Origin of the sequence: Butyricicoccus sp. OF10-2 (assembly GCF_003481925.1) — a bacterium.
Lineage (GTDB): Bacteria > Bacillota > Clostridia > Oscillospirales > Butyricicoccaceae > Agathobaculum > Agathobaculum butyriciproducens.
This window is the reverse complement of sequence record NZ_QUMC01000010.1, coordinates 74,191-92,426: the sequence shown is the minus strand read 5'-3', so window position 1 is coordinate 92,426 and position 18,236 is coordinate 74,191. Positions and strand designations below refer to the sequence as shown.

At 52.0% G+C, this 18,236-nt stretch carries 18 protein-coding genes and 1 pseudogene; 5 read left to right on the top strand and 14 right to left on the bottom strand.

The annotated features are described in order from the left end of the window. Window positions 1-497: Gfo/Idh/MocA family protein (locus DXB00_RS07320; RefSeq protein ID WP_243107179.1), on the top strand; the 497-nt coding region annotated here is incomplete at its 5' end. A gap of 282 nt (window positions 498-779) precedes the next feature. On the opposite strand, the gene DXB00_RS07315 is transcribed toward DXB00_RS07320, so the two are convergent. The 4 genes from DXB00_RS07315 to DXB00_RS17155 form a co-directional block, all read right to left on the bottom strand. After that, window positions 780-2,114, bottom strand: coding sequence for an MATE family efflux transporter (locus tag DXB00_RS07315; protein ID WP_118729937.1), 1,335 nt, complete (start codon window positions 2,112-2,114; stop codon window positions 780-782). Beyond that, a complete protein-coding gene (locus tag DXB00_RS07310; protein ID WP_118761798.1) occupies window positions 2,101-2,538 on the bottom strand; it encodes a MarR family transcriptional regulator in 438 nt (145 codons plus the stop codon). Before DXB00_RS07310 ends, DXB00_RS07315 begins: the two co-directional genes overlap by 14 nt. 102 nt (window positions 2,539-2,640) lie before the next feature. Beyond that, a complete protein-coding gene (locus DXB00_RS07305; RefSeq protein ID WP_118729939.1) occupies window positions 2,641-3,336 on the bottom strand; it encodes a DUF554 domain-containing protein in 696 nt (231 codons plus the stop codon). 119 nt (window positions 3,337-3,455) lie between these two features. Next, on the bottom strand, window positions 3,456-7,202 hold the full coding sequence (locus DXB00_RS17155) for an S-layer homology domain-containing protein (RefSeq protein WP_243022719.1): 3,747 nt from the start codon (window positions 7,200-7,202) through the stop codon (window positions 3,456-3,458). Window positions 7,203-7,617: 415 nt separating this feature from the next. Here DXB00_RS17155 and DXB00_RS07295 point away from each other — a divergent pair, with 415 nt between their 5' ends. Next, entirely contained in the window at window positions 7,618-7,995 is a 378-nt protein-coding gene (locus DXB00_RS07295) for a hypothetical protein (RefSeq protein WP_116705449.1), read from the top strand. 74 nt (window positions 7,996-8,069) lie between these two features. On the opposite strand, the gene DXB00_RS07290 is transcribed toward DXB00_RS07295, so the two are convergent. Both DXB00_RS07290 and DXB00_RS07285 read right to left on the bottom strand, forming a co-directional pair. After that, the gene (locus DXB00_RS07290; protein ID WP_158578353.1) at window positions 8,070-9,047 is read right to left on the bottom strand and encodes a D-2-hydroxyacid dehydrogenase; all 978 of its coding nucleotides are present in this window, start codon (window positions 9,045-9,047) and stop codon (window positions 8,070-8,072) included. A 114-nt stretch (window positions 9,048-9,161) separates the two neighbouring features. Next, window positions 9,162-9,464, bottom strand: coding sequence for a helix-turn-helix domain-containing protein (locus tag DXB00_RS07285; RefSeq protein WP_330423312.1), 303 nt, complete (start codon window positions 9,462-9,464; stop codon window positions 9,162-9,164). A gap of 119 nt (window positions 9,465-9,583) precedes the next feature. Between DXB00_RS07285 and DXB00_RS07280 the strand changes: the two genes are divergently transcribed. Next, window positions 9,584-10,450 carry a hypothetical protein gene (locus DXB00_RS07280; protein ID WP_118729941.1) on the top strand — a complete coding sequence of 289 codons (867 nt, stop codon included), beginning with the start codon at window positions 9,584-9,586 and terminating at the stop codon, window positions 10,448-10,450. 51 nt (window positions 10,451-10,501) lie between these two features. Here the strand turns inward: DXB00_RS07280 and uraA are convergent, their stop codons facing one another. The 7 genes and pseudogenes from uraA to rpmG form a co-directional block, all read right to left on the bottom strand. Further along, a complete protein-coding gene (gene uraA / locus DXB00_RS07275) occupies window positions 10,502-11,764 on the bottom strand; it encodes a uracil permease (protein WP_118729942.1) in 1,263 nt (420 codons plus the stop codon). A 45-nt stretch (window positions 11,765-11,809) separates the two neighbouring features. Beyond that, window positions 11,810-12,652 (bottom strand): patatin-like phospholipase family protein, encoded by an 843-nt coding sequence (locus DXB00_RS07270; protein WP_118729943.1) that lies wholly within the window; start codon window positions 12,650-12,652, stop codon window positions 11,810-11,812. Window positions 12,653-12,831: 179 nt separating this feature from the next. Further along, window positions 12,832-13,526, bottom strand: a pseudogene (rplA, locus tag DXB00_RS07265) (50S ribosomal protein L1). Window positions 13,527-13,624: 98 nt separating this feature from the next. Beyond that, the gene (gene rplK / locus DXB00_RS07260) at window positions 13,625-14,050 is read right to left on the bottom strand and encodes a 50S ribosomal protein L11 (RefSeq protein ID WP_118481005.1); all 426 of its coding nucleotides are present in this window, start codon (window positions 14,048-14,050) and stop codon (window positions 13,625-13,627) included. 104 nt (window positions 14,051-14,154) lie between these two features. Beyond that, a complete protein-coding gene (gene nusG, locus DXB00_RS07255; RefSeq protein ID WP_110435833.1) occupies window positions 14,155-14,691 on the bottom strand; it encodes a transcription termination/antitermination protein NusG in 537 nt (178 codons plus the stop codon). Between the two features lie 17 nt (window positions 14,692-14,708). Then, a complete protein-coding gene (secE, locus tag DXB00_RS07250; RefSeq protein WP_110435832.1) occupies window positions 14,709-14,939 on the bottom strand; it encodes a preprotein translocase subunit SecE in 231 nt (76 codons plus the stop codon). An 18-nt stretch (window positions 14,940-14,957) separates the two neighbouring features. After that, window positions 14,958-15,107 (bottom strand): 50S ribosomal protein L33, encoded by a 150-nt coding sequence (gene rpmG / locus DXB00_RS07245; RefSeq protein ID WP_110435831.1) that lies wholly within the window; start codon window positions 15,105-15,107, stop codon window positions 14,958-14,960. 294 nt (window positions 15,108-15,401) lie between these two features. On the opposite strand from rpmG, the gene ruvX reads away from it, so the two are divergent. Both ruvX and DXB00_RS07235 read left to right on the top strand, forming a co-directional pair. After that, window positions 15,402-15,818 carry a Holliday junction resolvase RuvX gene (gene ruvX / locus DXB00_RS07240; RefSeq protein WP_117491465.1) on the top strand — a complete coding sequence of 139 codons (417 nt, stop codon included), beginning with the start codon at window positions 15,402-15,404 and terminating at the stop codon, window positions 15,816-15,818. Between the two features lie 199 nt (window positions 15,819-16,017). Further along, complete coding sequence (locus DXB00_RS07235; protein ID WP_118481006.1) at window positions 16,018-17,358, top strand: Na+/H+ antiporter family protein; 1,341 nt, start codon at window positions 16,018-16,020, stop codon at window positions 17,356-17,358. 419 nt (window positions 17,359-17,777) lie between these two features. On the opposite strand, the gene DXB00_RS07230 is transcribed toward DXB00_RS07235, so the two are convergent. After that, window positions 17,778-18,146, bottom strand: coding sequence for a hypothetical protein (locus tag DXB00_RS07230; protein ID WP_118729944.1), 369 nt, complete (start codon window positions 18,144-18,146; stop codon window positions 17,778-17,780). Between the last annotated feature and the right edge of the window lie 90 nt (window positions 18,147-18,236).

The window sequence follows — 18,236 nt, the reverse complement described above, 5'->3', positions numbered from 1 at the left end:
TGATGATCCACGACTTCGATATGGTTCGCTACGTAACCGGTTCCGAGGCTGTTGAGATCTCCGCTGTTGGTTCCTGCCTCGTTAACCCGAACCTGCAGGAAGAGTCCGGCATTCCGGACGTTGACACCGCTGTTGTTACCATGAAGATGGCTAACGGCTGCATCGCTGTTATCAACAACTCCCGTCAGGCAGTTTACGGCTACGACCAGCGCGTTGAGGCATTCGGCTCTAAGGGCATGGCTTCCGATGCCAACGACCTGCTGAACACCACCACCGTACTGACCAAGGACGGCGCTCACTCCGAGAAGCCGCTGTGGTTCTTCCTCGAGCGTTACAACCAGGCATTCATCAACCAGGTTATCTCCTTCGTTGATGCAATCAACAACGATACCCAGACTGCTGTCGGCGCTATCGATGGCCTGCGTCCGGTTCTCATGGCTAAGGCTGCTACCGAGTCCTGTCAGGCTGGCGGCGTGTTCGTCAAGGTCGGCGAGTAACTCTTCTTAGCATTTCTTTCTTCTCTTTCCATATTTCAAATTAGAAAAGCAGCTCCAAATGCTTTTCATTCCCTCAAATACAACAGCAAGACAGTTTTTAAAGTGACCTCTAAAAGTCAGACAAAAATTGTTCAAGCGACCGAAAGGGCTTGCTGCCTGTGAACTACAGGCGGCAGGCCCTTTCGCTTTTCCTTTACTCTCCACCTTCATCCTATATACAATTCGTTATATCTCATCTATATATAACAAAAGAGTGCTGTTCCCTCAACAGCACTCTTTCCCTTAATACTGATACTTTTTCTGTCCCTTGACGAGAAAAAACACCGAAACCATCACGCCGAGCGCCTCTGCTATCGGAACAGCCAGCCAGATGCCGGTTTCCTGCAAAATCAGCGGCAGGAGCAGCAGCATCGCCACGAGGAACACAAGCGTGCGCGAAAACGAGATGATTGCAGACACGAGACCATCCGAGAGCGCGGTAAACAGCGAGGACGCGAAAATACTCGTGCCCATGAGCAGGAAGCTGACCGCATAAATCGGAAAGCCGTGCATGGCAATCTCATACACACTGCTGCCGCGCGGCGTAAACAGGGTCAGCGCCGGCTCGAGCGTCAGCCACGAGAGCAAATATGTGCCGAGCGAGCACGCCAGCACGAACGTTATGCAGATGCGGAAGATATGCCTCAGCTGCGGGATATTTTTCTCGCCGAATTTATAGCTGATAACCGGTGCAACGCCCATCGAAAAGCCGAAATACACCGCCGTAAACACAAACTGGAAGTACATTGCAATCGTGATGGCGGCTACGCCGTCCTCGCCGCGGTAGCGCATGAACAGCGTATTGAACACGAATGTGGTGATGGCGTTCGCAATGTTGCTGACCATCTCGGACGAGCCATTGCCGCACGCGGCAAGCAGAGTCTGTCCGTCGAATTTGAAGGGCACAAAGTACAAGCTCCCGGTGCGGTTTTTGGTGAAATACACCAAACCAACGATGGACGGCACGCAATAGCCGAGGCAGGTGGCAATCGCCGCACCGGCAACGCCCATGTTCATCGGGCCCATGAACAGCCAGTCAAGCACCACGTTTGTAATGCCGCCGCCCACCGAGGTCAGAAGACCCAAGCCCGGCTTGCCTGCGGTGACGAACAATGTCTGGAAGGCAGTCTGCAGAAACAGCATGGGTGCAAACACCAGCTGAATGCGTGTGTAAATACGGCAGTCTGCCCACTGCAGCTCACTCGTGCCAAGCAGACGCAGGATGGGGTTCAGAAACAGATTGCCAAACACGGCGAAAATCAGACCGATACCCAGCGCAACTGCAATCAGCATGGTGAAGTTGCGGCGCGCCTCGTCTGTGCGTCCCTCTCCCTGCCGTCGGGCGATAATAGCGCTGCCGCCCGTGCCGAGCATAATGCCGGTAGCCATCTGCAGGCAGTTGAGCGGATACGACATATTGATTGCGGAAAGCGCGGTTGTGCCGGCAAACCGCGAAATAAACATGCCGTCCACGATGGTGTACATCGACAGCAGCAGCATCATTGCAATGTTCGGCAGTGCGAATCGGAGCAGCGATGCGGCGTTGAATTTGCGCGCAAGCGCGTTATTCTGCTCCATTGCGAATCTCCTTTTCAAAAGAATCGGTAAATTTTCGGGTCATTTCCACCATCATGGCGAACTGCTCAGCGCCCATGGCAGCGGCGGCGCGTTCCTCTGCGCGATACAGACCGCCCAGCTTATCCGCTGTGTAGCGTTTGCCGGATTCGGTCAAGCGCAGCGGCTTTTCCTTGCGGCCGGATACGCTCACCTTTTCCAGATAACCGGCCTGCTCCAGCTCCTGCACCACCGTATGAATTGTCTGCTTGGGCAGCAGACACATCTGCGCGATTCCTCCTTGTGTCATCTCTGAAAACTGATCTAACATATACAGCACCGTTACTGTACTGGGTTTCATGCCGCTGTGCTTCGCCCAGATGTCGTACAGCTCATCCTGTCGAAAAATACATGCGCACAAGTCGTTCATTTGTCTGCGAAAATCCATAATGCACCTCAATAGTCCTAAATCGTACCACTTCATTATAGTATGATTTAGACTATTGTCAAGTAAAAGAAAAGCAGACCCGTAAAAGAGTCTGCTTCAAATTTATCCCATCAGCATGGTCCAGAGTGCGCTGAACGGCATGACGAGTATCAGCGCGGGCATGAGATCGACCAGCAGCACGGATTTGATCTTGGAGACACGAAAACCGGCCGACATAGTCAGCACGCCGCCGCACGCGGACAAATCCGCGAACATTTCCGGTGTGAGCACACCGGACAGCAGTCGCCCTGCGATAAACACGCACAGGAGAATCACGCACTGCGGCAGCGGGATAGCGCAGATGGCCTTGCCGAGCGTGGACGCGAAGATCATCGCAGTGAACAAGTCCAGCACGGACTTTGCAAACAGCAGATTCGGATCGCCCGCGATGCCCTCGGTCAGCGTGCTGTACCAGCCAAAACCAGAGCAGCAGAACAGCGCGACCGCCGTGATGTAAAACTCCATATCAATATTATCCCCGCCGAGGTGCATGGTTTTGACCAGCCGATGAAAAAACCGGCTTGCCCAATCCTCAAGGTGCAGCAGGTGCCCGATGGTAAACCCCACCAGAATCGCCAGCACGACCGCTGTCATGCTGACCGCTTTGATAATGGAATTGATACCGATAGCGATCGAACACATGCCGAACAGCGTCGGCAGGTGCTCTTTCAGGCTCTTCGGCAGGACGTGTCCCAGTGCGGAACCGATCACGCCGCCGGCCAGCACCGAGATACAGTTGACAATTACTCCGATTGGCATAGGATTTCCTTCTTTCTCTTTCCCCTTCTCCTCTGTTTTCCATTTTACCGTAGAAAAGCGTCTTTGGCAAGCAAAAGGAAACCGCACAGCCGAAGCTGTGCGGTTTAGGAAGGTTTTGCTTACTTTACGTTCTCACAGAAACGCATGAGCATTGCCGCTACCTCAGCGCGGGTAGCATTGCCCTTCGGGTCCAGCTTATTGCCGGACTTGCCGGTAACAACGCCAACCGCATTCGCCCACTGGAGCGCCGGAACAGCATAGCTGCTTACGCTCTGCGCGTCCGTGTAGCCGTCGAGGCTCTTCGCGCCGGAAACGTCGTACTTCTTGTACTGCGCGTAGCGGTACAGGATAGCCGCAAGCTGCTCGCGGGTAACCTTGTCATTCGGGCCGAACTTGCCGCTGCCGTAGCCGGAAACGATGCCGTTAGCATTCGCCCAGGCAACCGCATTTGCGTAGTACGCGCCGGAAGCCACATCCGTGAAGGAAGCCGCCGAGGTGCTCGGCTGGTTCTCCAGGCGGTACAGCACGGTAACGACCATGCCGCGGGTGGTGTTCGCCTTCGGGGAGAAGGTGTTGTCGGCGGTGCCGTTCATCATGCCCTTGCCGGTTACATAATCAACCGCGGAAGCGAACCAGTCGTTCGCGGAAACGTCGTTAAACTTGGTCTTGGACGGGGTTTCGGTGGCCTTAACATAGCTTACGCCAACCTTCACTGCGGAAGCAGGCATGGTGAAGGTGTAAACCGTGTCGCTCTTCTTAACGGTGGAGACCGTCTTGCCGGAGCCGTCGGTAACGGTCAGCTTGTCCAGCTTGTAGCCCTTGTCCGGGGACAGGGTAATGGTGATGGTCGCGCCCTTTTCCGCGTTGGACGGAGAAGCGTTTACGCCGCCGTTGTTGACCGCCGAGGTGGTTACCTTGTAGGTCGTCTTGCCGGAGGAGCTGCCGCCGGAGGAACCGCCGGAGGACGGCTTGGTGTAGGTGAACGTTTCGGTTTCGCCATCGCCAAACTTCTTATCCGTGCCGTTGAACTTAACAGTAACATCAGCACCGGTTTCATTCTTGACCTTAACAGACTTGGTAGCGGTGAAAGTCAGGTCGTGAGAAGCACCATTCTTTACAACGATAGTATCACCGCTGTTAGCTGCATTTGCAGCCTCCTGCAAGGACGGGTAAGCGGTGGTGCCAACGTAAGCAGCAACCGCAGAAATCGTGAATGGGCTGAAACCGTTGGTTTCAAACGTTACCATCTTGGTGGCGCTGTTCGTAGCAGTTACCGTACCGGTATAATACTCAACACCGGAGGACTTCTGGTGCTTAATGCTCAGCTTGTTGTCAGACGGTACAACAAAGTCGTTCGGCAAATGCAAAGTAACTTCATACTTGCCAGTCAGAGTCAGCGGCTTTTCGCCTACGATCTGAACTGCATTGACAGCCTTGGACGTGTCCTTGTCAACATCAACGTTGTAGTTGGTCTCGGTGCTCGGTGCTGCGATAACGCGATACATCGGGGTCAGTTCAACAGTCAGCTCCGTAAAGTTGCTGTTTTCTTTCGTCGCATCCTTTACTTCAACATCAATGTAGGTCTGATAAACAATCTTGACATTGTCATCAGCAACAGTACTACCGATTGCATCACTCAGCTTTTTAGCAACAGTCTTGTCGCCATCTACCTTGGTAGTAGCTTCAATCGTGTTCTTGTTTGCTTCGTTCTTGGTAGCAGCCTTGATTGCTTCATTCTGAGCCATCGTTGCGCCGCCGATGTCCTTAGCGGCATCCTTAGCGGCCTCAGAAGCATTCTTGTCAACCGTTGCGGCAACCGTTGCATCTGCAACTTCTGCGGGCTTGGTGTCCGCAATCTTCTCGCCAACAGTCCACGGGTAAGTGCTGTCACCGCTGGAAACGCCGGTCTTGCCGGTTACGCAGTAAGCGGACGGGTCAACGGTGAAGTAACCGCCGGAAATCGACACGCTAGTACCATTACCTACTTTAAGTGCACCATTGATTTTACCACCCACAATAGTAGTAGAAGCCCAGTTTTTCAGGCTATCTGCACTTTTGTTAAGGTATTCGACATCATAGTTAGACAGGCGAATTGCTGCCTTTGTACCAGAAATTACACCATCAGAGATTTTTTCAACTGTGCCATTAGACTTATATTCATCAGAACTAAAATTCCAAATACCCAGACTACCTGCTGTGATAGTGCCACCGCAAATTTCGCCAATAGTACCCCAGTTCTGGATGCAAGATTCATCTGTGGAAGAGAATACACCACCGCTAATCTTGTTTACAGTACCCTCGTTCTTAAAAGCAATAAAATGGTCCTGAGTAAACGTACCACCCGAAATTTCATCAATCGTACCACAGTTGCTGAACAGGGACGAAAAATGACCCAGAGCCAAGAATTCGCCATTAGAAATCTTAGAAATGGTCGCACCCTCAGCATTGTAGACTACATACCAGCTATTACCATTAGCGCTTTCGCTGTCTGTGCTATTATCTACGCTTCGCGTAAACTTACCACCTTTGATTTCGGTAATAGTACCATTATTATAGAGTGCTGCGCGCTGGTGGCTTACATTATCTACGACACCACCGCCAACACTATCCATAATTGTCAGTGTACCATTATTGGTAATGGTATGCTTACGAGCATCATTCGCAACCTTGCTATCCTGTGCAGTTGTGCTGTTTACAATCTTCTTGCCATTCAGGTCGAGAGTAATGGTCTTGTCAGCCGGAATAACAACATCTTCAACTGTGTTTTTCAGCAGAGTTACAGTATTATTGTCAGCCGCCGAAACAGCCTCAGCCAGCGTCTTATAATAGGTACCGCCAACCTCAGCTACCGCATTGGTTTCACCCAGTTGCTCAACAGTGCCGTTATTCTGAACGTAACCCTCTGCAACATATGCAGAAACATCAGAGGAGAATGTACCGCCGGTAACTTTAACTCGATTGCCTGCGTCTGATGTCTGCTTTATAACAGTAACCGCAGCAACATCAGACTTAAATTTGCCGTCTTCAACTACAATCTGAGAATCGTCGTTCATCCCTGGATAGCCAGCAGTGCTGTCAAATACCAACGCAGAGCACGGAACTGTTCCCTTGTAATCACCAACCATGCCAGTAATATTTCCAGTAGTGTTAAACTCGCCACCCTTAACAGTTACCATACCGCCACGAGCAACAATACCTGCACCATTTTCAATATTAAAGGTGCCGTTATTAACGGTAATATCGTCTTTCCACGGTGCATAAATACCGCAAGCAATATAGCCCGGACTCTGAATCTTACCATTAAAGATACCACCGTTAATGGTGATTTTGTTAGCATCACCATCTCGCTTGGAACCATTGAAAATTACAACAGCATTATCAACGCCTGTAAATACGCCATCGTTAATCGTAAGCTTTGCACCAACGGTACTCTTATCGCCACCAATGGCACCTTCTCGTCCCGTAACCTTCGCGTATTCAATGGTGGTATCAGAGCCAGCACTAATGCCAATACCGCCATTTCCATTGGAAATAATTTCACCGGTCTTTTGCGAGTCAGTCACAGTCAATGTGCCCTGGTTAATAACAGCGTCATATCTGCCACTCGGTGCTGTAACAGTATTACCGTTCAAATCCAGTGTAACTGTTTTGCCCTCTGGAATGACAATCTGACCGTTTACATCTTTCAGCAGTGTCAAAGTCTTATTATTTGCTGCTTCAATAGCATCCGCTAGCGTTTCATAATTAGTACCATCAACTTGAGCAACATATTCAGTTGTGGTTTCCGTATCCGCCGCAAATGCCACCGGTGCCATGGTCAGCACCATCATCACAGCGAGAAAAGCCGATAACAATCTTCTTTTCATGTTTATCCTCCTCAAAATTATTTTTTCCGGCAAAAGCGGTGCCGTTTCGCCTTTCCTTCGCAAAATTTGTACTTAGGAAGGTTTTGTGTCTGAGGGCGAGCACCTCAGACACAAGGGTACCCTTGTGCCGCTTTATTGCCTACATCATACCACCGTTTTACATTTTTTGCAATGCCGTTTATCATAAAACTTTGTCGATTTTGTGTCGTTTTGGCATAATTATAACTTTTTCATTGCTTTTGCACAATTAGAATTGCCCGCATTTATACATTTTTACCACCGCCGCTTGTATTTTGCGCCCGGTTATGCTATGGTAAACGCAGTAATTTGGAACATTTGTGTTCAACCGCTTCTGAGTCCGTTTTATCGGACACCCGATATGCGATACTCAAAGCATGAAAAGGAGGCATGGCATATGAAAAAAGACGATTACGGCTTCTACGGCAAGGGACTTGACGGCTATGTGCACTACCGGCAGGGCATGCAGGAAGCGGCGCGCAATGCACCGAATGCGTCCGGCGGCCGCCGGCCTGTCTCCGCAGAGAAGAAAACAACCGAGCCTGCACCGAAATCCGACGAATCCGGTCAGATCAGCAAGTGGATCCTGCAGCATCCGCTGCATACGGCGTGCATGATCAGCTGGTTTATTGCGCTGACCTGCGTGATTATTGAAAGCCTGGGTGAACCGTCCATCCAGTTTATGACGGCAGCGGCGGTCATCTGCGTGGTTGCCCTGATTTTCCTCGGCATAGAGGTTATCAACTTTATCATCTGGTTTTTCAAAAACTGCTGAGCACCAAAAAACGAGCCGACAGCATGGCTTTCGGCTCGTTTTCTCTTTGTTGCTATACCTGCGGGAAACGCGTATCAGTATCCCTCCGACCGGTTTACGACATTTTTCAGCGGGTTTCCGGTCAAATACCGGTCCAGATTGTCCATGCAGATATGCCAGATCGTGTTCTGCACGTCCGCGCTGCCGCCGAAGCTCGGGCCTGCGATATGCGGCGTGAGCAGCACGTTCTCCATGTCCCACAGCGGACAGTCCGCTGGAAGCGGTTCGGTCTCGAACACATCGAGTGCGGCACCGCCAAGGTGGCCGTCCTGCAGAGCCGACACCAGATCGTCCGTCCCTGCCAGACTGCCGCGTCCGACATTGACCAGCACCGCGCCTGCTTTCATCGCGTGCAGACGCTCCGCAGTCAGCAGACCTGCAGTCTCGCGCGTGTTCGGCAGACAGCCGATGACGATGTCCGCCCGCGGGAGCAGAGCGTCTAACGCATCGAGCGTATGCGCCTCCTCGAAGTCTTCCGGTACAGCCGAAACCGCTGTGCGCTTCACGCCGAGCACAGCTGCGCCAAAGACCTTCAATCGGCGGGCCACATTCGCGCCGATGTCGCCCATGCCGAGTACAAGCGCGGTCTTGCCGGAAATCGTCTCCGAATGGTCGTATTTTTGCCAGATATACGCCTGTTTATTGCTCCAGTACCGTCCAAACGAGCGGTACAGCGCCACCAGACTGCCAATCGCGTACTCCGCGATGATCGTGCCGAACGCACCGGATGCATTTGCCAGCACCACGCTCCGCGGCAGATTTTCCATGCGCGTGTACTTGTCCGCGCCCGCCCAGGTCAGCTGCAGCAGACGCAGGTTTTCGGTCTGCGCCAGCTGGGCTCCACTCGGCTCGCCGAAAATAACCGCAGCCGCGCGAAGCTGCTCTGCGGTCGGGTGTTCGCCGTTCTCCGCGAACGTGAACGCGCACTGCGTGCCGAATCGGATATTTAACGTCTCGCGCATGGTCCAATCGCACTGCGCGAGCACCAAAACGGATGTTTTTTCGTTCTGCATTGTGTTTTCTCCGTTATCTGTCAGAATATTTACAATTATATAGTACGGATTTCCGGTTTTCAACAATGGGATAATAAAAAGCATCTGCATGAGCAGACACCTTTCAAATTATTTTTATAATTTCATTTCGCGGTTCTTTCTACGCAGATAGGTCGCCAGCGCATACAGAACGGCGATATCCTCCTCGTCCAGACCTGTTAAATCCAACGTCTGCGTTTTTGCAACACACAGCAGATAGTCCGTCGATACCTTGAAAATCTCGGATAATTCGATAATATACTGCGTACTCGGTACATTCAGGCCCAATTCCCACGCATTTACGCTCGACCGTGTGATGCCCAGCCGCTTTGCCAGCGCGGCCTGTGAGATGTTGTGGCTCTCCCGCAGCATTTTAATTCGTTCCCCTATAATCAGCATGCTATCACCTTATTATAGGGTATGCTAATCACGATGATATTACGATATCATTATGATATTTTTAATTGACATACATATTTCTTCCAGCTATACTAAAGAAGATAATAGGAGGACTGTACATGGTAATCTTACTAACGCTCTTAGTATGTCTGATCATAGCTCTCATACTCCGGGGAATCTATGCTGCCCTTCGTTCCATACTATCCAACAAGTGGCTTCATGACGAGGCACGACAGGATGTTGTACATCTGTTTAATCGAGACTTACCTAAATGGTTAGAAGCAGCTTATACCGCCTTATACCAACATTTGCAGACACAGGGCAGCAAATGTGACTGGAGCATAGAAATTACATGCCCCTCCCATGCTGTTATTGATCGATGCCGTATCAATTTTTCCGGTTCGCAAGGTATTATTCTGGACAGTGCCAATCAGCAATTACTCTATTATAAAACAAAGGATTTGCCGGAATTACATGCCCTTCAATGCACAAATGCCCACCCGTTAGAAGCATTTGAGTGTTTTTCTCTCCCCTACTCCGATATTCTCCAGGCACAGCTTATTACTTCAAAGCACGCCTATACGCAAATGAAAACGAAAGGCGGCATTTCTCAAGGCACCGCCGAACAGCATGCCGCCGGGCAAACGGTCTATGACAAATTAGCAATCGTTATTCAAATCAAGAATCCCAATCATCCATATATAGAATTAGACTTTTCTAATCATACCGCGGTATCTGAACTGTGGAAAAACCTTCAGACCTCCGGCATATTAGGAAATATCTTTGAAACCGAGACTAAATTCAGCATTTCATATGCAGGCTGTGATACCGATATCAAGATTCAAAAGCGTTTCTCTGCTATTCCATCGCTTCCATTTGCTCTGACGTCGATCGGACCGGCACAGTTAAATATGTTAAATCAAACCCTGCTCCATCTGGAAGCGATTGCACAAGCTGATCCGTCCGATTCCGCACCTGTTTCATGATTGTCATAATAAAAAAGCGTCTGCTCACGCAGACGCTTTTTCCATATTCACTTACGCATCATTCGACAGATGGAACTTATCGAACGCATAGAACACAAGGCTCATGATCATGCCAACGATAGCGGCGAGGGTCATACCGGAGAGCGATACATCGCCCAGCGCCAGCGTCACGCCGGACAGGCCGGTAACAAAGATAACCGAGGTCAGGATCATGTTGCGGTTCTTGCTGTAATCCACATGATTATCAACCAGAATACGCAGACCGGAGGTGCCGATCATGCCGTACAGCAGGAACGAGATACCGCCGATGACCGGACCCGGAATGGTCTGGATAAGCGCCGCCAGCGGACCAACGAACGAACAGATGATACTCAGCACAGCCGCGCCGCCGATCACGCGCACGGAGTACACCTTGGTGATTGCCATAACGCCGATGTTCTCGCCGTAGGTGGTGGTCGGCACCGAGCCGATAAAGCCGGAGATCATGGTCGAGAAGTTATCCGCGAACAGCGAACGGTGCAGACCGGGATCTTTCAGCAGATCGCGGCCGATGACCTTGCCGGTAACCAGCTGATGACCGATATGCTCGTTTGCGATAACCAGAATGACCGGAAGAATGATCAGGATGGCGTTGATGTCAAACTTCGGGGTCTGGAAATTCGGGATGGAGATAAAGCTGGTGTGCAGCGCATCAATGATGGTCTGAGTCTCGATAACACCGGTGAGCACACCCGCGATGTAGCCGCAGATAATGGCGATCAAAATCGGGATAGTCGAGAAGAAGCCGCGGAACAGCACGCTGCCGAATACCGCAACGGCCAGCGTTACAAGGAAGGTGACAACCGTTCCGGTGGTGACGCTGTCACCGACAATGCAGCCGGTAGAAGCCGCAGAGCCTGCCAGCTCAAGGCCGATCAGCGCAACGACCGGGCCCATGGCTGCGGGCGGCAGAACGACGTTGATCCAGTCCGTACCGCATTTATAGATAATGAATGCGAGCACACAGCCGCACGCACCCACGACAACAAAGCCGCCGAGTGCATACTGATAACCCCAGTTGTTGATAACGATGGTCGCCGGTGCGATAAATGCGAACGACGAGCCGAGATACGCGGGCGCCTTGCCCTTGGTGATGAGGATGAACAGCAACGTGCCGATACCGTTCATGAACAGCACAATCGCCGGGTTCATCTTGAAGATGAACGGCACGAGCACGGACGCGCCGAACATCGCAAACATATGCTGGATGGACAGCGGCACGAGCAGGCGCGGCGGCACCTTTTCCTCTACCTGAATGATTCTGTTGCTTTGCATCGTTTTTTCATTCCCCCTAAAATATTTCTCTTTTACCAAAACCCGTCAGCGGAACAGATTTTTGATCTGCTCCATCCGGGCACATGTCATATTATACCCCATTTCGTACCCCCATTCCAGCTTTTTCACGTCTTTTTCAAAGCTGTTCAGCGATTTTTCGGGCTGAAGGAGCACGGTGTCCTGCGGTTTGTTCTCCGCAAGTCGGTGACAGAAGCAGACTGTCTCGTTGTAGTGCTTGGCACGCTCAAGCAGCACCTTGGGCATTGCCGGATATTTGCGCTTCAGCCACTTTGCGGCCAGCTCCACGCCACGCGTCAGCGTCTTGCGGTAGCTTTCCGGCTGCGTGAGCACAATCAGATTGCGCTCGTTGCCGTCGTGCAGGCTGCGCAGAATCGGGATCGGGTCGGCCAGACCGCCGTCGTAATAGGTCTCGCCGTCCATCTGCACCGGCGGAAAGTAGATCGGGATGGCGCAGGTCGCTCGCAGCATCGTGCATGGACGGTCCATGCGCATGCCGTCGAGATATTCGGCTTTGCCTGTCTTTGCATTGGTGACACCGACCAGATATTTTCCCTGATATTTGTGAAATTCGTCCCAGTCAAACGGCATGAGCTGGTTCGGGATGGTGTCGAATACGAAATCCGTGCCGAAAATGGAGTGGTCGTGCAGCAGGTTGCGCGCGCCGAAATAGCGCTTGTCGCCACGATACTGCCGCAGTATGTTGATGTTGCGCTCACGCTGCCGTGAGAGATACGACGCCGCATAGGTGATGCCGGCGGACACGCCGATGACGTAATCGAACATGATGCCGTTGTCGAGCAGCGCGTCCATCACGCCGCAGGAGAATACCGGGCGGAAGGTTCCGCCCTCTAAGACTAAACCGGGCATAATTAACCTGCCTTTCTTACTATTTTTCTGAAATCAAGAGAGTTTTCGTATTTTTCGGCACACGCTGTCTGGTGCAGTAAAAATCCACGCTATTTTACAAAAAGACAGACCAACAATCGAAATCATCGGTCTGTCTTTCTGACGCTCAGCGGAAAACCGCCGAGTAAAATGCTATTGAATTAGCCGATCATCTTTGCGGTGCTTACCTTGATGCCGGGGCCCATGGTAGAAGCAACAACGCAGGAACGAACGTACTGACCCTTTGCAGCAGCCGGCTTAGCTTGATGATAGCACCCATCAGAGCGTCGAAGTTGTCCTGCAGCTTCTCAGCGCCGAAGGAAGCCTTGCCGATCGGGCAGTGGATGATGTTGGTCTTGTCGAGACGGTACTCGATCTTACCAGCCTTGGACTCCTGAACAGCCTTGGTAACGTCCATAGATACGGTACCAGCCTTCGGGTTCGGCATCAGGCCCTTAGGACCAAGCACGCGGCCCAGACGGCCTACAACGCCCATCATGTCCGGGGTAGCGATAACTACGTCGAACTCAAAGAAGTTCTCCTTCTGGATGCGCTCCATCAGGTCCTCTGCACCAACGATGTCTGCGCCTGCAGCCAGAGCCTCGTCAGCCTTTGCGCCCTTAGCGAATACAGCAACGCGAACCTGCTTGCCGGTGCCGTGGGGCAGAACGATAGCGCCGCGAACCTGCTGGTCAGCGTGACGGGAGTCAACGCCCAGCTTTACGTGCAGCTCGATGGTCTCATCGAACTTAGCCTTCGCGGTGGAAACAACGGTGGAAAGCGCTTCAGCCGGATCGTACTGCTTGGTGCGGTCGATCGTCTTTGCGCTGTCTACATACTTTTTACCTTTATGCACAATAAATCCTCCTTAAGTGGTTAAGCGGGAACTTGAATAACCCTCCCACTGTATGCGGCAGATAGCCGCAGCTTCGTACAACAAATAAAAACCGGAGATTACTCCTCGACGGTGATACCCATCGAACGGGCGGTGCCCGCGATCATGCTCATAGCAGCTTCCAGGGAAGCAGCGTTCAGGTCGGGCATCTTGGTCTCTGCGATCTTCTGGCAGTCAGCCTTGGACAGCTTTGCAACCTTGGTCTTGTTCGGTACAGCAGAACCGGACTCGATGCCGCAAGCCTTCTTGATCAGAACCGGCGCCGGAGGCGTCTTGGTAACGAAGCTGAACGAACGGTCAGCATAAACCGTAATGATAACCGGAATGATCATGCCGGCATCGTTCTTGGTGCGCTCGTTGAATTCCTTGGTGAAAGACATGATGTTTACACCGTGCTGGCCGAGAGCCGGACCTACCGGGGGAGCCGGGGTTGCCTTGCCTGCGGGAATCTGGAGCTTAATATAACCTACTACTTTCTGTGCCATGTTGAAAGGTTCCTCCTTCAAAAAATGTGGTGGCTGGCGAGTTCCTAATTGGCACGGAACTCTCCCACTTGCCGTAAATGCGGAAATCTATCTTCCGCTCATTGTCACTCGTCGAGAGTTTCAACCTGATCGAGCTCAAGCTCGACAGGGGTTTCGCGGCCGAACATGGAAACGGTTACGTTTACCTTGTTCTTATCCGGCTCAACCGACGATACAACGCCGATAAAGCCTGCCAGCGCGCCGTCGATAACGCGAACACTGTCGCCTGCGGCGTAGTTTACCTCGATCTCGCGCTTTTCCACGCCCATTGCGATGATCTCTTCCTCAGTCAGCGGAATCGGCTTGGAGCCGCCGGACTTGTCCTGACCCAGAAAACCGGTGCAGCCGCGCGTATTGCGAACCAGATACCAGGTTTCATCGGTCATGATCATCTTAACGAGCACGTAGCCCGGGTACAGCTTGCGCTCTACCTCGCGGCTTTTGCCGTCCTTTACCTCAACGACCTTCTCGGTCGGGATGTTGACGGCTTGGATCAGGTCATGCAGCTTGCGGTTTTCGACCGCTTTTTCGATCGAAGAGGCTACCTTGTTTTCGTAGCCGGAGTACGTATGAACAACGTACCATTTTGCAGCGTCTGACATTGTTGCCTCCTTTTAAGTTAGGCGGCGAAATGTTTAAGCAGCGTCTGGACACCAAGACCGAATACGATGTCAAGCACCCAGATGAAAATACCGATGATGACTACGCAGGCGATAACGACCAGCGTGTTGTTCGTCGTCTGCTCACGGGTGGGCCAGACGATCTTACGGCATTCGCTCTTCAATTCGCGGAACCACTTGCCGATACGAGCAAAGAGACCGGGCTTTTTCGCTTTGGTTTCTTCAGCCATTAAGCTACTTCCTTTCCCTTACTTCGTTTCGCGGTGAAGCGTGTGCTTCCGGCAGAAACGGCAGTACTTGTTCATTTCCAGACGATCCGGATCATTCTTCTTGTTCTTCATTGTGTCATAGTTTCTCTGCTTGCACTCGGTGCAGGCCAGCGTGATCTTTACGCGCATAGATAACGGCACCTCCTTTTAATATCTCGCTTCGTTTCCGTATCCCTGTGACACGGCTTGAAGCTAATTGCCTCCCTCTGTCAGCGTTCCGACGTCAACTTTTCAGACACACGAAAAATAGGCGCAAAAAAAGAACCTGCATAGGTGTTTTTAGTATAGCATGTGAGGGATTTGCGGTCAAGCATTTTTTCTGAAAAAGTGCTGATTATTTTCGTTTTTTATGGTATACTCAGGGTAATCACACGGGCAGAAAACACCGATTTGAAAAACTGCCCAAGAAACAGGAGTATGACTATGCGTATTTTGGGCATTGATTACGGAGACGCCCGCACCGGCCTTTCGATCTCCGATCCTTCCGGCTTTCTGGCCGGCTCGCCGAGCGTGATCCACGAATGGAATTACGCCAAGCTGGTGGACAAGCTGGCGGCATTCATTCAGGAAAACAAGATTGAGGAGATCGTCCTCGGCCACCCGAAGAACATGGACGGCACAGTTGGCCCTCGTGCCGAGAAGTGCGAGACTCTGGCGAAGGAGCTGGAGGAACGCACCGGACTGCACGTTGTGCTGTGGGACGAGCGCCGCACGACGGTCGCCGCACACGAAATCCTGCACCGCAGCGGCAAAAAAGAGAAAAAGCACCGTCAGAACGTCGATGCAGTCGCGGCAACGCTTATCCTGCAGGGCTATCTGGATTTTAAGCGCCGCCAGTGATTTCCGGTATATCTATTTATATAGTATCCTTTTTCGGCACCTGTTCCCCGCAGGTGCCGTTTGCTTTTCCAATAACTTCTTTCGATAAGAAACATTTCTTGACGGTTTGGCTTTTTTCTGCTACAATAAGAAAAACTTCAATACTTTACCGTGTGCAAGTCCCGCTGCATGCGGTTTTTGTTTCTAAGGAGAATGATACATGTCTATTCTTTTCAGCCTGCTCACAAACCCGGTCACGATATCCGTACTGGTGCTCTGTGTTCTGTGCCTGACCGGTTTGAATGTGCTGCTGTCCATGCTCATCGCGTGCATCATCGGCGGCGTGGCCGGCGGTATCCCGCTGCTGAACGCGCCCGAGGGCACGCAGACCGTTATGCAGCTGCTGACCGGCGGCTTTGCCAGCAACGCCACGACTGCGCTGGCGTACATCCTGCTCGGCACGTTTGCCACCTGCATCGCCACGACCGGTCTGGCCGACATTCTGTCGAAAAAGCTGTCGCGCCTGCTCGGCGGACACAAACTGGCGCTCATTGGTGTGCTGACGCTCGTTGCCTGCCTGTCGCAGAACCTCATTCCGGTGCATATCGCATACATCCCGATTCTCGTGCCGCCGCTGCTCCGCATGATGAACCGTATGCGGCTTGACCGGCGTGCCGTTGCGTGTGCGCTGGCGTTCGGCCATAAAGCGCCGTATATCACCATTCCGTTTGGTTTCGGATTGATTTTTCAACGCGTTATCGCGGATAATCTGAGTGAAAACGGTCTTTCTGTAACGGTCAAGGACGTTACCGCCGCCAACTGGAGTATTGGCGTTGCCATGCTGATCGGTTTGTTCATCGCCGTGTTTGTCCTGTACCGCAAGCCGCGTGACTACCACGACATTGAAGCAGACACCTCCGCTGCCGAGGTAATTTCGGAAAAGCTCGAGTATCGCCATTATGTCATGCTTGCCGCCGCGATTGTTGTCGCAGTCGTGCAGGTTATCAGTCAGGATCTGGCGCTTTCCGCGCTGTGCGGCCTGATCATCATCATCGCGTTCCGCGCTATCAAATGGAGTGACATTGACGAGCAGATCGAGGGCGGTATCCGTCTGATGGGTCAGATTGCCATCATTATGCTGGTGGCAGGCGGCTACGCCTCGGTCATCAAGGCCACCGGCGGCATTGACGCGCTCGTAAACGCCGGTATTTCCGCCGTAGGCGGCAGCAAGGTTGTCGCTGCGATTGTCATTACGCTCATCGGCCTGTTGGTGACGATGGGCATCGGCACCTCGTTCGGCACTGTGCCCGTGCTCGCTGTGCTGTTCGTGCCGATGTGCAGCTCGCTTGGGTTCTCCACTCCGGCTACCATCCTGCTCATTTCGGCCGCCGCTGCCCTCGGTGATGCAGGCTCGCCCGCATCCGATACCACGCTCGGCCCAACCTCCGGTCTCAACGCCGACGGTCAGCACGATCATATCCGCGATACCTGCATCCCAACGTTTATCGCGTTTAATATTCCGATTATGATCTGCGCGATTTTGATGTCGCAGGTGCTGTAAAACAGCACCCCTGCAAACACCCCTGCAATAATAATTAAGGTTTAAGGCGCGACGATGAAAAACGCTCGAGATTACTCGAGCGTTTCAGTCTGTCGATAAAGTCAATCTATCGTTTTTACTTTTCGTGCGGCAGCACGCATAAAATAGAATTTACACAGCAAATTCATAATTCCCGGGGGCATGGTCCAGACCACCCTCTCTTGCCGCTATGCGGCAATTCACCTTGTGTACCTCGGGAATTATACAAGGGACGAAAAATTGTGCCCGTAGGGCGCGGCTTTTCGTCGAGATTCGATTGAAAGCGTAGTTTCAATCGAGAGGATGCTCGAAAAACGGAGTTTTTCGACAGCCTCAAACGCTCGAGATTACTCGAGCGTTTTATTTTTTATCCACAGCAATGTGGATAACTCGGTGGAAAGCTACTCCATCTTTCCATCCAGAATTTCCGCAATATCGTCAATCAGCTGTTCCCAGTCATCCTCGGTGCCCTCGGTCTGCAGAAATCCGGTGCCCATATCGTTGACAAAGGCGTGTCCGATGTCGATATAACTGTCGTAATCCGGCTCATGATAGCCGTATTCCGTGCCGAGCAGCACGATTTCGTCGCATTCATCGCCCTGCAGGTGCGCCATCGCTACATTGAGAAAGCCGTTTTCCGCCATGCTGTCATCATCGTCCGGCGCCGCCCATGCACGCTCCCAGTATTCATCCTCGTCCTCGTTGAACAGGCCATCCTTGTAATAGTCCAGCCCACGCCGAATGCTCTGCTTGAGAAAATTTCGGTCCATGTTGTTCGCTCCCCTTTTCTCTGTTTTGCGACTTTATTATAGCATGTGCAACTCGTTTTTCAAGTCGGTAAATTATCCACAAACTTGTGG